At 40.9% G+C, this 15,082-nt stretch carries 13 protein-coding genes; 8 read left to right on the top strand and 5 right to left on the bottom strand.

What is annotated here, in order from left to right:
• Positions 1 to 162: 162 nt before the first annotated feature.
• Complete coding sequence (locus PSH50_RS19250) at positions 163 to 681, bottom strand: NUDIX hydrolase (protein ID WP_126006098.1); 519 nt, start codon at positions 679 to 681, stop codon at positions 163 to 165.
• A gap of 238 nt (positions 682 to 919) precedes the next feature.
• Here PSH50_RS19250 and PSH50_RS19245 point away from each other — a divergent pair, with 238 nt between their 5' ends.
• The 6 genes from PSH50_RS19245 (at position 920) to PSH50_RS19220 (ending at position 7,323) form a co-directional block, all read left to right on the top strand.
• On the top strand, positions 920 to 2,260 hold the full coding sequence (locus PSH50_RS19245; protein WP_024031667.1) for a sigma-54 dependent transcriptional regulator: 1,341 nt from the start codon (positions 920 to 922) through the stop codon (positions 2,258 to 2,260).
• 211 nt (positions 2,261 to 2,471) lie between these two features.
• Positions 2,472 to 2,687, top strand: coding sequence for a hypothetical protein (locus tag PSH50_RS19240; RefSeq protein ID WP_004588505.1), 216 nt, complete (start codon positions 2,472 to 2,474; stop codon positions 2,685 to 2,687).
• Positions 2,688 to 2,714: 27 nt separating this feature from the next.
• Positions 2,715 to 4,199, top strand: coding sequence for an ATP-binding protein (locus tag PSH50_RS19235; protein ID WP_273587922.1), 1,485 nt, complete (start codon positions 2,715 to 2,717; stop codon positions 4,197 to 4,199).
• Positions 4,200 to 4,661 (top strand): response regulator, encoded by a 462-nt coding sequence (locus PSH50_RS19230; RefSeq protein WP_024031669.1) that lies wholly within the window; start codon positions 4,200 to 4,202, stop codon positions 4,659 to 4,661. It abuts the gene before it with no gap.
• Positions 4,662 to 4,722: 61 nt separating this feature from the next.
• Positions 4,723 to 6,693, top strand: a complete 1,971-nt coding sequence (locus tag PSH50_RS19225; RefSeq protein WP_029774157.1) for a response regulator — start codon at positions 4,723 to 4,725, stop codon at positions 6,691 to 6,693.
• Positions 6,694 to 6,708: 15 nt separating this feature from the next.
• Positions 6,709 to 7,323: a fumarylacetoacetate hydrolase family protein gene (locus PSH50_RS19220; RefSeq protein ID WP_273587921.1), complete on the top strand. Its 615-nt coding sequence runs from the start codon at positions 6,709 to 6,711 to the stop codon at positions 7,321 to 7,323.
• On the opposite strand, the gene PSH50_RS19215 is transcribed toward PSH50_RS19220, so the two are convergent.
• The 3 genes from PSH50_RS19215 to PSH50_RS19205 form a co-directional block, all read right to left on the bottom strand.
• Positions 7,280 to 8,158: an ABC transporter substrate-binding protein gene (locus tag PSH50_RS19215; protein ID WP_138611387.1), complete on the bottom strand. Its 879-nt coding sequence runs from the start codon at positions 8,156 to 8,158 to the stop codon at positions 7,280 to 7,282. The two genes, PSH50_RS19220 and PSH50_RS19215, sit on opposite strands and share 44 nt — an antisense overlap.
• A gap of 153 nt (positions 8,159 to 8,311) precedes the next feature.
• Positions 8,312 to 9,364 carry an aldo/keto reductase gene (locus PSH50_RS19210; protein WP_273587920.1) on the bottom strand — a complete coding sequence of 351 codons (1,053 nt, stop codon included), beginning with the start codon at positions 9,362 to 9,364 and terminating at the stop codon, positions 8,312 to 8,314.
• Positions 9,365 to 9,430: 66 nt separating this feature from the next.
• Positions 9,431 to 9,853, bottom strand: a complete 423-nt coding sequence (locus tag PSH50_RS19205) for a thioesterase family protein (RefSeq protein ID WP_273587919.1) — start codon at positions 9,851 to 9,853, stop codon at positions 9,431 to 9,433.
• A gap of 475 nt (positions 9,854 to 10,328) precedes the next feature.
• Here PSH50_RS19205 and dinB point away from each other — a divergent pair, with 475 nt between their 5' ends.
• Positions 10,329 to 11,381, top strand: coding sequence for a DNA polymerase IV (dinB, locus tag PSH50_RS19200; RefSeq protein WP_024031675.1), 1,053 nt, complete (start codon positions 10,329 to 10,331; stop codon positions 11,379 to 11,381).
• Positions 11,382 to 11,620: 239 nt separating this feature from the next.
• Positions 11,621 to 13,156: a leucyl aminopeptidase family protein gene (locus tag PSH50_RS19195; protein ID WP_273587918.1), complete on the top strand. Its 1,536-nt coding sequence runs from the start codon at positions 11,621 to 11,623 to the stop codon at positions 13,154 to 13,156.
• A 219-nt stretch (positions 13,157 to 13,375) separates the two neighbouring features.
• Here the strand turns inward: PSH50_RS19195 and PSH50_RS19190 are convergent, their stop codons facing one another.
• Positions 13,376 to 15,013, bottom strand: a complete 1,638-nt coding sequence (locus PSH50_RS19190; protein ID WP_273587917.1) for a methyl-accepting chemotaxis protein — start codon at positions 15,011 to 15,013, stop codon at positions 13,376 to 13,378.
• Between the last annotated feature and the right edge of the window lie 69 nt (positions 15,014 to 15,082).

Raw genomic sequence — 15,082 nt, 5'->3', positions numbered from 1 at the left:
GTTATCAGTAAGGGTGCAAACACAAAGCCAGTTTGTTTTATAAAGTAAAATAGGGTTTAAGTTATTGAATAGTGGTCGCTTTAAATTTAATTATGGGATGTAAATAAAAAGCGAGTGATGAGCAAGCAGTAAAAAATACTGCTTTATGCAAATTTTACAGCCTTAGTTAAACAGTTGCTGTGCTATTTGTTTAAGTAGGTAAGTTTCTCGAATGATAGACAGCCCTTGTTTTTTGCTAAGGCTCATTGTGCGCTCGTTGTGTGCAATGGCGTCGTATATATTGACCCATTTAGGCGTCATACCATTTTGTTGCTCGTAATGTTCAAGCTGTGCTTTGCCAAGCTCTTTGTCTGTATCGCATAAATAGCAATACGACTGTATGTGTATAATATCAAAGTCGTCTTTGTACCAAGGGCGGTACTCTTCGTATAACCCAAAGGGTTTAATAACCTGTATATTTTGCGCGCCAGTTTCTTCGCTAAGCTCTCTTATTAACCCTTGCTCTAGGGTTTCACCTTCATCTACACCGCCGCCGGGTAAACTGTAGTCTTCGTAGCGATTGGTATACATTAATAAAATGTGTGCATCTTTAATCACAATGGCGCGGCCTGTGCGGCGGGTAAATTGAGTGCCTTGGTTTAAATTTATGCCAGGGTGGACCATTGTTTTTAATAATTGCATTTTGTCTCCTTTTTAAAAGCAAAATTATATCAGCTGGTATACTTAGGCGAGTAGTAAAAATAATTCTAATTATTTTTAAAAATTATGATCGGTATGGCTTAAGTTTACGTACATACTCGGTTGTTAAAATTAAACGTTAAAAGACTCAATAGTTTAATCATTTTTAAGAGATTCTAGTAGCCCCTTTTATTTGCAAAATAGGGTGCGTAGAATAAGAAGAAAAGCATAGGGATTTATCATGTTAAACATACTTTTAGTCGATGATGACGTTGAATTTAGTGACGTTGTTTGCCACATTGTCGAATTCCTCGGGCACAACATTTGTACTGCAACTAGCTTAAAAGAAGCACATCAATGGTTTGAAAATAATACCTTTGATCACGTATTACTCGATTTTATGCTGCCAGATGGCAGTGGTCTTCATTTACTCGATCATTTAAAAATGATTGGGCAGTCTCCAAAAGTGACGCTTATTTCTGGCCACCCTTCAGTAAAAGGGATTTTGGCAGACATGTGTGAGCAAGATGTTGGGCATTTATTAAAGCCGCTGCAACGCGAAGACCTAGAGCTGGTATTAAACGGCCCTAAAAAAACAGCTAAAAAAGCTAAAGTTCCGGCTATTACTCGCCATTTTAATAGTTTAATTGGTGAATCAGAGCCAATGCAAAAGCTTTACACCATGATAGAGCGCGTAGCTAAAACCAATGCTAACGTGATGCTAATGGGGGAAAGCGGTGCCGGTAAAGAAGTGGTCGCCCAAGCAATTCATAACGCAAGCCAATGCGAAGGCCCTTTAGTGGCGAGCAACTGTGGTGCTTTGTCTAAAGAATTAATAGGTAGTGAGTTATTTGGCCATGAAAAAGGGGCTTTTACAGGTGCAATTGCCCGTAAAGAAGGGGTGTTTGAGCAAGCAGATGGCGGTACGTTATTTTTAGATGAAGTAACCGAAATGCCTATAGATATGCAGCCAAACTTACTGCGTGTGCTTGAGACTAAAAAAGTAACACGTGTAGGCGGCAATCGTGAATTGCCTATAAACTGCCGCGTTATTTCTGCGACTAACCGTTCGCTGACCGACTTAGCGCAAAACAATATTATTCGTGAAGATATTTACTTTAGGCTTGCGGTTTTCCCCATTGATATACCTGCGCTGCGAGAGCGAAAAGAAGATATTCCACTGCTTGCGAAAGCCTTTTTAGAGCAACTTAACGATGAAAATGGCACTTCGTTTTATTGGCACAACGAGCAGCTAAAAGAACTACAGCAATACGAGTGGCCAGGCAATGTGCGTGAACTTCGCCACGCTATCCATCGCGCCTTTATTATGAGCGACCCACAATCGAGCGAAATTACACTTCCGGATAACTTAGAGTCGCCGTTTTCGCGTGTAAATACGCAAGTGGCCGATAACCATGTTTCGGCAGGGCAAACCATTGAAGAAGTCGAAAAAGAGTTAATCCACGCCACGCTAGATAAGGTGCAAGGTAATAAAACGCTAGCTGCGCAAATGCTAGGGATAAGTACAAAAACATTGTATAACCGATTAAACGCATACGGCGGAATTGGAGAATATAAATAACCTGAACTCTGAATAATAAACCTATCTCTAGCAGCTATTTTCAACGTTAACTGCGTTTAACTTGCTTGCAATAGGCCAGCTATTGACGCGTAAATTCACCTTGTTTTCATTAAAATATCTGGCTAGAGAAAAGAATTTGGTTATCACTATAATTTAATATTTTAGTAAGTCTCTTAACCAGAGTTCAGGTTAAACAAGTATAGGAATTAATATGAGTGATGAAAAAGAAGTTAATACGCTAAATAAATTGGTACATGATGCGAGAGCTCCACTGAATAGAATTTCTATGAATGCAGAGCTCATTAAACTGGTATTAGAAAACGATATGCCAAAAGACAAAGCGTTAGCAGCACTCGATAAAATAATTTCAAACTGTCAGCAATGTAGCGAAAGCTTGCAAAACATTACTGATTTTAATAACAAGTAATCATTTAAAATTAGGTATTTACACATAATGAGTAAGCAAAAGCAGCAGGGTAAAACGAATATAACGTGGGCCGCTTTTATTGCAATAGTACTGTGCATTGTTGTTGGCAATGCAGTTTTGGCATTAAGTACTATTCAGGGATTAACGCAAACGCAAAAAAGCTTGGATAACACCAGCTTATTAGCCGATGCTATTGAGCGTCTTCACTTATCAATTGTGCAGGCAGAGTCTGGCCAACGCGGCTATTTACTCACCGAAGAAGAAGACTACTTAATACCTTATTACGATGCGATAGGGCAAATAGAATCGCAAAAGGAGCATGTAAAGTCTTTACACTCTGAAATTGATGGCCAAGCTGAGCGAATTGCTGAGCTATTAGTGTTAACAGAAGCTAAAATTAAAGAGCTTAAACAAACGGTTAAGCTGGCTACTAATGACAAAGAGCGCCGTGCGCTATATGTATTAAATACGCACAGAGGGCGAGAGCTGTACAAAGATATTCGCGTTAAAGTTAATGATATTCAAGACCGAGAATTACTGTTTAAGGTGAGCCATTTTTCTAAGCTGGCACAAATAAAAAATGAAGCAAAAATCACCTTTGCTATTACAGCGGTTACCAGTGCGCTTTTAATAATAGGTATGTTTTTATTAACACGCCTAAATTTAAGAAACGCGGCTAAATACCGTGAGGAGCTTGAAAGACAAAACGAAACACTTGCAACAAAAGTGTCTGAGCGCACTCAAGAGCTGACCTTATATTCAGATGAGCTGAGCCGCTCAAACCGTGAGCTTGAAGAGTTTGCGTTTGTTGCCAGCCATGATTTACAAGAACCACTTCGAAAAATTCAAGCATTTAGTGACCGCCTAGAAACAATGTTTAAAGATGAGCTGGGCGAAAAAGGCATAGATTACATAGGCCGCATGAAAAATGCAGCGCAACGTATGTCTAACCTTATTAACGACTTGCTAGAGTTTTCGCGGGTAACAACGCGAGGTAAAGACTTTGATGACACTGACTTAAAAGGCGTAGTTAACGATATTTTAAGTGATTTAGAAGTTGCCATTAAAGAAAGCAATGCGCACGTAGAGGTGGGCGAACTACCGGTTATACAAGCCGATAAAAGCCAAATGCAGCAGTTGTTTTTAAACTTACTGTCTAACGCTGTTAAGTTTAGAAAACCAGGTGTTGAGCCACACATAAGCGTAATGTACGAGCACAAAGACGAGTTTAGTGAAGAGCACAACGAAAAAGTGGGTTGGCAAATTATTACCATAAAAGATAATGGTATTGGTTTCTCACAAGAGTATGCTGATAAAATATTTGTACCATTTCAGCGCCTGCATGGGCGTTCGGAATATAAAGGCACAGGGATTGGGCTTTCAGTTTGTAGGCGTATAGTTGAGCGGCATGGTGGGATAATTACCGCTCATAGTAAAGACGGTGAAGGGGCAACCTTCATAATAAAATTACCTGTGGAAACAACGCTTTTCACACTTCAAGGAGAGGCTTAGATGCCGTATTCAAAAGTGAAACCTATTACAATATTAATGGCAGATGATGACGAGGATGATCGCCTACTCACGCAAGATGCGCTAGCCGAAAGCCGTGTATTAAACGAGCTGCATTTTGTGGAAGATGGGGTTGAATTATTAGAGTACTTAGAGCGCAAGGGTAAGTTTGAAGATAAAAATTCATCGCCACGCCCAGGGTTGATTTTGCTTGATTTAAATATGCCACGTATGGATGGCCGTGAAGCACTTGAGGCCATTAAGGCAAACCCAAACCTTAAAGGCATACCGGTTGTTATTTTAACCACTTCTAAGCAAGAAGAAGACATGGTTAAAGGCTATAACTTAGGAGCGGCCTCTTATATTACTAAACCGGTAACGTTTGATGGCTTGGTTGATTTAATGAAAACCCTAGGAAAATATTGGGTAGAATTTGTAGAGCTGCCGACAACGTTTAACGACTAAATAAGTAGCAACATTAAGCCCCTAATTAGGGGCTTATTAAATGCAATTAAAAGGAGGTAGTATGTTAGATAAAGTGACTCGCTTACTTTTAGTAGAAGACGATGAAGATGATTACATTCTCACTTGCGACTACTTAGATCAGTTAGATTCACATACATTTGACATAGAATGGATAAGCTCTCCTGAGCAAGCAATAAGCATTTTAAGTAAAAACGATCACGATATTTGTTTGCTTGATTATCGATTAGGCGCCTCAAATGGGCTAAGTGTATTAAAAAAGGCCATTGCTAATGGGTTTAGCGGGCCAATTATTATGCTTACGGGGCAATCTAATGATGAATTAGACTCTGCAGCACTTGATGCCGGCGCGGTAGATTACCTTATAAAAACAGAAATGAGTTCGAGCCGGTTTGCTCGCGCTATACGTTATGCTTTAGCGCGTAAAGATGTTGAAGGCGAGCGAGTAGAGCGTTTAAAAGCCGAGGCAGAGAACCGCTCAAAAGACAGATTTTTAGCCCACTTAAGCCACGAATTACGTACCCCGCTTTCATCTATATTAGGTTACACAGAGTTACTGCTGCAAAGCGACTTTAGCAAACAGGCCGAAAACGAATTAGGGGTTATTTACCGAAACGGTAAGCACTTGCTGAGCTTGTTAAACGACGTGCTCGATTTATCTAAAATTGCTGCCGACAAATTAGAGCTCACCTTAAGTGAAGTAAACTTAGATAGCATGCTGGCTGATGTTTACACCTTAATGCGTGTATCTGTGCTTGATAAAGGCTTAAACCTTCGCTTTGAGTCTCTACAGCCCTTACCTCTTATTGTGAGAGTAGATGCCACCCGCGTACGCCAAATACTCATTAACTTAATCAATAATGCGGTTAAATTTACCGAAAAGGGCGAAATAGTGGTTAGTGCCTGGACCGAGTGGGTTGAAGGCCAAGAAATGCTATTTTTTAGTATTAAAGATTCAGGCATGGGGATTGCCCCTGAAAAACAAGCATTAATTTTTAAACCCTTTGAGCAAATAGCCGATGTAGAATCGCGCTCTGTTGGCGGAGCAGGCTTAGGCCTTGCGATTTGTGCCGAGCTATTAGCGCGTATGCACGGCAGTATCGACTTAACCTCTAGAATGGGCGAAGGCTCTACTTTTACTATTTCGGTGTACCCAGGCGATATTAGTGAAGTAGAACGCCAAGTATTAAATTTTAGTAGTGGCTCGCAACTACAGACAAAATCAGCCCCCTGTAAAGTGACAGGCCGCGTATTAGTGGTTGATGATTTGCGCGATTTACGCATGCTAGTAGGTCATATGATCAGTACCTGTGGCGCACGCGTGGACTACGCCGAACATGGCCAGCAAGCGCTTGAAAAAGTAAGAATTGCCGAGGCGTATCGCTCACCTTACGACATTATTTTTATTGATATACATATGCCTGTAATGGGCGGTAAAGAAGCGACAATAGAGCTTAGAAAAATGGGCTACACAGGCCCAATTATTGCGCTTACTGCCGCCACTATGAAAGGTATACATGAAGAACTTGCAGCCCTTGGCTTTAACGATGTAATACCAAAGCCCGTTGATAGCTCTTCTTTGTATCAATGCTTACAAGATTACTTAGTATCGCCAGAGCATGCGCCTCAAGCTAAAAACATTCACAGCGACAAAGCTGTAATAGAGAAAAAACAGCGCTTTTTATTGGTTGAGGACGACCAAGATGCAGCGCAAATTACGCAGTTGTTGCTAGAAAGTTTAGGGGTAGAAACCGTTATTACCTCAACGTGTGCACAGTGTTTACAAACCCTCAATCATGACCAACAATTTAATAAGGTATTGCTCGATATGCACTTACCTGACGGGCGTGGTGTAGATTTAGGTAAACAAATTAACGAACGTTACCCTGACTTAAGCTTAGTGATTGTTAGTGGTGCAGAGCCCGATCCTAAGCAGATCAAAGATTTAAATATTAATCATGTACTTTTGAAACCGATTAACCTGAGCTTATTAGAAACCTTGATCAGCTCGTAATTTAGAAGTTATTTTATGCAGTCGATAAAACTAGAAAGTGAGATATTAGCGCCCTCGAAAATAGTGTGTGTTGGGCGTAATTACACCGCGCATATTGCCGAGCTTAATAATGAGCTACCAGATCAAATGGTATTGTTTAATAAACCAAATAGTGCCATAACGGATACCTTATTTACTACGCATAATAACGACACGCTGCATTATGAAACCGAGCTGTGTTTTGTTATTAAAAATAATGAGTTGGCAGGTGTAGGTTTAGGGTTAGATTTAACTAAACGTACTGTGCAAAGTAAGCTTAAAAATAAAGGGTTACCGTGGGAGCGCGCCAAGGCGTTTAACGGCTCGGTATTATTAACGCCCTTTGTAGCTATAGCGGATGCTGAGCAGGCGTTTACGTTTGAGCTTAAAATTAACGATAACGTTATTCAGCAAGGCGATACGCAATTTATGATACATAAGCCTAAAGATATTTTAAGTGAAATTAATGAGTTTATGCACTTAGAAAATGGCGATGTAATAATGACAGGAACGCCTGCAGGCGTAGGGGAAGTGCCTGCAAACAGCGTATTTACAGTAAGCTTGTATGCTAATTCGACCTGCTTGTTATCGCAGAGCTGGCAGGCGCAATAGGATTAAGTATTTGCTGTTGGTAATGCTTAGTAAACTGCGGAAAACTTTGCTCTAACCAAAAGCGCTGACTATTTATATAAGCAGGCGATTGCAATACCTGCTTATGTAGCGCTTTATTTATTTTATTAAGCGCCTTGGTAGCAAAATCATTCGGTGCCCTTACAGCACACCCTATAGCCCCTAAAACAAACTCTCTGGGGTCTTCTTCAATTGGCAAACTGACTATATTTTTAAATTTACTGTGATTGACAAAATAATCCCCCATAAACGGGTAGTCTATTGTGTAATCTAAAAAGCCGCGACTTAAGCGAGCAATAACAGCTTGGCTTTCATTTTCGCTGCTCCAGCTTAGCGATGCTTTATGATACACCGTGGTGTTTTCGATTATTTTATTAATTTTTGAAGTAAACTTGCGCGCCGCGGCTTGACCATATACATATTGCTCGTCTGACAATAAATGTATAAGTTTAATAGGGCTGCCATGCTTAGCGTGTATTTCTGGAGCAAGTTTTTGAGTGGTTAAAACCGAAAAAGGCGGGTAAACCGTGGTGGGGGTAGAAAACTGTAACACCCCATTGGCTGTTTTTTTATGAATAACACACGGAAAACATACATTATCGCCTTCATTTAAGTGCTTATTAATTCGCTCTTGCGGCACGATTAGTCGTGTATGTTTTACATCATCAATGCTGTTAATTAGTTGCTCGGTGAGGTTGTCGCAAATACCACCTTGCGGCGCATGCGAATCTTTATCCATATGAAACGGGGGCGTGTAACTTTGTAACCATACAATTTCTTTAATTGGATGAGTATTGTCAGCGTACCCGTAACGCATTAAAGCACCTAGTACACCAAAGAATAAAATTACATTTCTAAGCATAACTCACTAAAAACAATCATTTTAAGGTAACTTTAGTATAGTTTTACTTTGTATATGTTCAAATATAAGAGGGAAATAGGCAGTAAAAAAACTGCCTATTATTTTGGTTTAATATGGCTGCGGGTAATCTTTAAAAATAGTGCCAATTTCAGTTAGAGTGTTGTCGCTTAAAGTTATGCTAAAAGCGTCAATGTCTTCTTTTAATTGGGCCATGCTGGTCGCACCAATAATTGACGAGGTAACGCCATCGACTTGATTACACCAAGCAAGTGCCAATTGGGCTGGGGTTATACCGCTTGCATGTGCAAGCTCTACATAACGCTGCGTGGCTTTTTGCGCGTTAGGGGTATCTCTAAAAATGCCATTGCGCTGCATAAATGTCCAACGCGAGCCCGCTGGGCGCGCGCCGTTTAGGTATTTACCCGTTAGCAAGCCAGCAGCAAGCGGCGACCAAGGTAAATAAGCAATATCTTCATGGATACACTGCTCAATTAAGTAGGGCCAATCTTTAGCGTGCGCTAGGCTAAACTCGTTCTGAATAGACACCATACGCGGTAAGTTATGCGCTTTTGCTAAATTTAAAAATTGGCTAATGCCCCATGGGGTGTCATCTGAAAGGCCACAATATTTTATTTTTCCGGCTTTAACACACTCATCAAGGCCCTCTAAAATATCAAGCATACCCGCTTGTTGTTGCTCAGTATCTACGTCACTAAAAGTGAGTTTACCTGGCCACTGCCTGCCAAAGTGTGGGGTAGAGCGATTAGGCCAATGCAATTGGTATAAATCTATGTAGTCGGTTTGTAGGCGTTTAAGCGAGTTATCTACGGCCTCAATGACAGCGCTGCGTGTTATATCGCCGCCATCTCGTACCCACGACAAGCCATTGCCTGCAATTTTACTCGCCAATACAATATCACTGCGCTTTTGCGTATTGCGACTTAGCCAGTTACCTATAATTTGCTCTGTTTTACCGTAGGTCTCTGGTGAAGGAGGAACGGCATACATTTCGGCAGTATCTATAAAATTAACGCCTTGTGCCAAGGCATAAGCTATTTGCTCATCGGCGTCTTGTTGGGTATTTTGTTTACCCCAAGTCATGCTGCCTAAGCATACTCTAGAAACATCAACACCGCTGCTGCCTAACGGACTGTATTGCATTTAAAATCCTTAAATTATGTAAGATCTTGAGAGTGGATAATTAATACCAATTCGCAATAAACCTACTTAAGCGAATTGGTGTAGTGCCGATAGTAATAGCTCTGAAATCGCCGCTTTTTGTCCTGTTTTAAAGTCAAACATAACAACTTGAGAATAGCCTGTGGTAGTAATAGCTTGCTGAGCATGGCTAAACACAGAGTAATTCATCATAAAACGGTCGCTTTTTATATCTGAAATAGTAATACCTACGGTTAAGGTATCAGGGAAGGTCACTGGACGTTTATAGCGAATATTGTTTTCACTAATCACCGGGCCTATTCCACCTGGTTTTATCGTATCAAACTGATTTATTTTATTTAGAAAATCGATACGCGCAATTTCAAAATAACGCAAGTACACCACGTTGTTAACATGTTGTAGGGCGTCCATATCGGCCCATGCTACGGTGATATCGGTATGAATAGGGTGCTGATCTTTGAACCTTTGCATGTATGTGTACTCTTAGTTTTAAATGAATGAGGTTATCAATATGGTGTTTGTAGCTCAAGACAATAAATGCCATGTTTTTTTATAAGATGATTGTACCTATTTATTTTTAGGACTACAGTTAAATAACACAGACAACACACACACGAGAACACACATGCAAAATATAATTAATTGGGCTTTAGCCAGTTTAGTTTTTATAGCGTCTTTTGCTTGCTATGCAATGGGTAATGCCTCCGGCGGCATAATGCTTTTAGCTGCGGGGTTTTTATTGGAGTTTGTTTTTTGGCTACATTGCTTTAAAAAATCAAAGCGCTTTAAGCAGCCGTTTTAAAAAAGCGGTTTAAAGCTTGCACGGTTTAACGCGCTACACCTAGTCGCGCTTTAACTTTAGCAAGTTAAACAGGCTTTAATAGACTTGCTTAATGAAAGTGAATCCTTAATAATGGCTGTATAAATAAACAGTTGTTATGTGGTGATGAAAAAGTTTATTCATATCGACATGGACTGCTTTTATGCAGCGGTTGAAATGCGCGATAACCCCAAACTTGCCAGTGTGCCTTTAGCGATTGGTGGCAATAGCCGTCGTGGCGTGCTCTCTACAGCAAATTATATAGCGCGCGAATATGGTGTTCGCTCGGCTATGTCTAACTACCACGCTAAGCAATTATGCCCCGATTTAGTTATTGTGCCTGGGCGCATGGCGGTTTATAAAGAAATTTCTAACCAAATACGTGCTGTATTTAAACGCTATACCGACCAAATAGAGCCGCTGTCGCTTGATGAAGCTTACCTAGATGTAACCAACAGCACCGCATGCAAAGGCAGCGCAACGCTTATTGCTCAGCAAATTAGAGCAGATATTTATAACGATACCGGCCTTACTGCCTCTGCCGGAGTTGCCCCCATTAAGTTTATTGCCAAAATAGCCAGTGACGAAAATAAACCCAATGGCCAATTTGTGGTTTTACCGGATGAAGTTGATGCATTTTTAAATAATTTACCGCTGGGTAAAATCCCTGGTGTGGGCAAAGTAACCCTCGAAAAGCTTAATTTAAAGGGGTTATACACAGGTAAAGACGTTCGCGAGAAAGGCGTTAATTGGATGCAGCAGCATGTGGGGAATTTTGGTGTATCGCTTTATCAAAAATGTGCTGGCGAATATATTGGTAAAGTAACCACTGAGCGAGTGCGTAAATCCCTTAGTGTTGAACACACCTATGAATACAATAAAAATAGCTTACAAGAATGCTTAGATCAGTTACCTAAATTACTCGAAGAGCTAACAGCGCGCCTTAATAAGCAACAGCTGCAAAATCGTATTAATAAGCTAAGTGTAAAAGTGAAGTTTGCAAACTTTGTTGTTACCTCAGCTGATCAAGCTCATCATCAATTAAATACTGCTATTTTTACTGAATTACTCTCTAAGGCGTATCAACGCGGGATGCAGCAACCAGTGCGTTTATTAGGTATTGGAGTGGGTGTTAAAAATGAACCTAATTTAAATCTGCAACTGAGTATTCTTGATTAACTACACGCTTTTTTGCAATTTAGAGTGCTTTAGCACAGTAATTTAAACGTGGTATAAGCAGGGGCTGCCTTTACTAAAAACTATATAGTGGTTGTTAATTTCTTCTTAAAACATGGAGTCACTTTAGTTTGCTGTAAAACCAAGTTGCCAGATTAAAATGAGCTGATCGCAGTTGGCTGGTTTTGTGTTTTTATATCAACGATAATAGCCCCTTATGTTTTCTAACAGGAGTTTTACTTATGGCATATCCTCAAGCGATAGCTGCACAATCACTTAGTGCAAGCTTTGACTCATTTTCTCACGATGCACTTATTATAATTAGTGATGACTTTTCTCAATTAGCCAATAACTCATTAAGTGATGCTATCGAATCACACGCTAAAGTAGATTCTCGTATTGGTAAACAAGTTACGTTTTTAGTGGTTGATAATGTACGCGTTGTTTTAGCGCCTACGGGGCCGCTTAACCGCGATTACGATGATGTAAGACGCTACTTTGATGCCGTTAAACTAGCGATTAACGAAGCAAAAGCCGCGGGCAGTGTAAACCCTGCTATTTACTTACCTAAATTACATACAGATGCGCGTTACCAGCATGCATTAGAAGTGGCGTATTTAGGCGCGTGCCAAGCATTATGGCAGCCTCTTGAAGCGCGCGAATACCACGGCGAAAGCATTGAGCCTATTACGCAAATAGGTTTAATAGATGCAAATGAGCAAACGGTTAAAGCTGTAAATGCAATTGCAGCAGGGCAATATGCGGCACGTGATTTATGTGGTACTGAGCCTGAACGTATGGCGCCACCACGTTTTGCTGATTACTGTGTTGAGCTTTTTAAAGGCTCTAAAGTAGCGGTTGATGTGATTGACGATATTAACACGATAGATAAAAACTACCCTATGCTTAGCACTGTTGCGCGCGCATCTTATGCGGTTGAGCGCCATCATCCACGTGTTGTTAAGCTAGAATACGTGCCAGAAGGTGAAGTAACGCGCACGCTAATGTTTGTTGGTAAAGGCTTAGTATACGATACCGGCGGCGCCGATTTAAAAGTAGGCGGTTACATGGCGGGAATGAGCCGCGATAAAGGTGGGGCTGCATCCGTTGCGGGCTTTATGAAAGCCGTGGCAGATTACCAACCTAAAGGCGTTAAAGTTATTTCTTACTTAGCTGTGGTCCGTAATTCAATTGGCTCAGATTGTTTTGTACCAGATGAAATTATCACTAGCCGTGAAGGCGTACGTGTACGCATTGGTAACACCGATGCAGAAGGGCGTTTAGCTATGGGTGACCTACTTAGCGAAATGAAAGATGTCGCCAAAGGCGAAGTTAACCCAACATTGTTCACCGTAGCAACCCTTACAGGCCATGCGGCACGTGCTATGGGCCCTTACGGAGCGTATGTTGAAAACGGACCAGCGCGTAGCGCTAATACCTCTCGTCAAATAGCGGATTGTGGTGATTTATGGGCAGATGCAGCTGAGGTTTCTCGCTCTCGCCGTGAAGATTACGACTTTATCAAACCGCGTACTCTTGCTGATGATGTTTTATCAAGCAATAATGCGGCCTCTGCTGTTACAGCCCGTGGGCATCAATTCCCTATGGCGTTTTTAGCCGTTGTTGGTGGGCTTGATAAACACGGTAACGACTCTGAGCAGCCGCTTCCTTATGTACATATGGATATTGCTGGTAGTGGTGTCGAAGGCGGTGATTGGCAGCACGGCAAGCCAACCGCAGCATCAGTAACCAGCTTATTTGCACGCTACTGTATGTAATACCAATCCACAATAATACTTAATCATTTTTCGGGGCTAAACGTGTCGCTATCTGTGTTAAAAAATTCTCATTTAGAACAACTAAATAGCAAATTTTTTGCCTAGCCATCAACACGTTTTTCCATCCTAAAAATAGATCTCTTAATTATGCGAAATGGTATAAGCTAAAAACGCTTATGTAATAAAAAGCCCTGTTAATTCAGGGCTTTTGTTTTTTAATTATTTTAATTTAAAGCGATTAACCACGCTCGAAAGCCCTTGGCTACTTTGTTTAAGGTTATCGCTGGCATCGGTAAGTTGCTTTGTATTATTTAGTGATTGCTCGGTTGATTGAGATAGCTCGTTAATACGTAAATTAACCTCGTCAGCAGCTTGTGTTTGCTGCTCGGTGGCACGGGCTATTTGGCTGTTCATGTCGGTAATTATTGATACCAGCCTTTCTATTTCATTGAGCGATGTATCTGCAGATGAAACCTGCTCTACCGTCGTCACCGACAGTGCTTGGCTTGATTTTACCGCCTCTACTGCCGCTTTAGCGCCTTCTTGTAATTTAGTGATCATGGCTTGAATTTCATCTGTGCTTTGCCCAGTTCTGCTGGCTAATGTGCGCACTTCATCGGCAACAACTGCAAACCCTCTGCCGTGCTCTCCTGCACGAGCCGCCTCTATAGCAGCGTTGAGAGCAAGTAAGTTTGTTTGCTCCGATATACTTCTGATCACATCAAGCACAGAGCCTATATTGTTACTTTCGTTTGCTAAATCTTCAGTTACTTGGCTCACTGTTTCTATATTACTTGAAAGTGTTTCTATGGCGGTAATGGTATTCGCTACCACGTTTTTACCGGTTGAGGCATTGTGCGCTGCATCATTGGCTGCTTGTTCAGCGGCGTCGGCATTGCGACTCACATCATGAATTTGGTGCGTCATTTGCTCCATGGCGGCGGCTACTTGTGTGGAGCTGTCGTTTTGTAGCTCAATGAAGGAATGGCTTGTTCTACTTGACTCATCCACCGTGTGAGCGTGTCTGCTTACATCATCTGCACTGTGCGATACATGTACTAACGACTCGCGCATTTTTAAAACAAATAAATTAAAAGAGCGTGACAGCTCTGATATTTCATCATTGCCCGATTCGTTTAGCGTACGTGTTAAGTCACCTTCACCTTGCGATATGTTTTTCATCATGTCTGCGGCAAGACGAGTAGGCGTGAGTATACTTTTACCAATAAAGTAACTTAATAAAATGACAGCAATAATCATAACTAAGGCGCTAATTATGATGAGATTACGCTGCTCGCTAAATGCTTCATCTATTGAATCTAGGTATACGCCTGAGCCAATAATCCATTGCCACGGGCTAAAGCCTTTTACAAATGCGACCTTATCTACCGGCTGATCTTTTCCTGGTTTTGGCCATTTATAAGGAATAAAGCCTTCTTTTTGTTGTTTTACAATGTTCACCATTTCTACAAAAAGTGCTTTGCCATCGGGGTCTTTATTATTACTTAAGTCTTTACCGTTAAGCGCAGGCTTTATTGGATGCATTACCATTTGGGGCTGGTAGTTGTTTACCCAAAAGTAATTTGTTTTGTCATAGCGCAGCGCTTTTATAGCGGCCAGTGCTTGTGATTGAGCCTGCGCTTGTGTGAGTGTATTGTTTTGTTCAAGCTGGTGGTAATGCTCAATAATACTGTATGCCGTTTCTACTACATTTTGGGTTTTTAGATATTGCTCGTTTTTGAGTGAGCTATATTGATGAGTTAGGCTAGATATACTAAGTACTATTAGGCCAAATACAACAATGGCTATTAACAGTAAAAAACGCTGGAAAATACTGAAACTACGTAGGTTAAGCATTTATTTGTCCTCAATTAGTGTACGCCTTAGCGCATAGAATAAGCGTAGCTAAAAAAAGCGTTTAATCTA

The sequence above is a fragment of the Pseudoalteromonas sp. Angola-7 genome (assembly GCF_028599255.1).
GTDB lineage: Bacteria > Pseudomonadota > Gammaproteobacteria > Enterobacterales > Alteromonadaceae > Pseudoalteromonas > Pseudoalteromonas atlantica.
Note: the sequence above shows the minus strand (reverse complement) of the source record. Positions and strands in the feature narration are given on the sequence as shown.

Excerpts from the sequence above, each read along its gene's own strand:
- PSH50_RS19250 (WP_126006098.1), bottom strand. The coding sequence starts at position 681 with ATGCAATTATTAAAAACAATGGTCCACCCTGGCATAAATTTAAACCAA.
- PSH50_RS19245 (WP_024031667.1), top strand. The coding sequence starts at position 920 with ATGTTAAACATACTTTTAGTCGATGATGACGTTGAATTTAGTGACGTT.
- PSH50_RS19240 (WP_004588505.1), top strand. The coding sequence starts at position 2,472 with ATGAGTGATGAAAAAGAAGTTAATACGCTAAATAAATTGGTACATGAT.
- PSH50_RS19235 (WP_273587922.1), top strand. The coding sequence starts at position 2,715 with ATGAGTAAGCAAAAGCAGCAGGGTAAAACGAATATAACGTGGGCCGCT.
- PSH50_RS19230 (WP_024031669.1), top strand. The coding sequence starts at position 4,200 with ATGCCGTATTCAAAAGTGAAACCTATTACAATATTAATGGCAGATGAT.
- PSH50_RS19225 (WP_029774157.1), top strand. The coding sequence starts at position 4,723 with ATGTTAGATAAAGTGACTCGCTTACTTTTAGTAGAAGACGATGAAGAT.
- PSH50_RS19220 (WP_273587921.1), top strand. The coding sequence starts at position 6,709 with ATGCAGTCGATAAAACTAGAAAGTGAGATATTAGCGCCCTCGAAAATA.
- PSH50_RS19215 (WP_138611387.1), bottom strand. The coding sequence starts at position 8,158 with ATGCGTTACGGGTACGCTGACAATACTCATCCAATTAAAGAAATTGTA.
- PSH50_RS19210 (WP_273587920.1), bottom strand. The coding sequence starts at position 9,364 with ATGCAATACAGTCCGTTAGGCAGCAGCGGTGTTGATGTTTCTAGAGTA.
- PSH50_RS19205 (WP_273587919.1), bottom strand. The coding sequence starts at position 9,853 with ATGCAAAGGTTCAAAGATCAGCACCCTATTCATACCGATATCACCGTA.
- dinB (WP_024031675.1), top strand. The coding sequence starts at position 10,329 with ATGAAAAAGTTTATTCATATCGACATGGACTGCTTTTATGCAGCGGTT.
- PSH50_RS19195 (WP_273587918.1), top strand. The coding sequence starts at position 11,621 with ATGGCATATCCTCAAGCGATAGCTGCACAATCACTTAGTGCAAGCTTT.
- PSH50_RS19190 (WP_273587917.1), bottom strand. The coding sequence starts at position 15,013 with ATGCTTAACCTACGTAGTTTCAGTATTTTCCAGCGTTTTTTACTGTTA.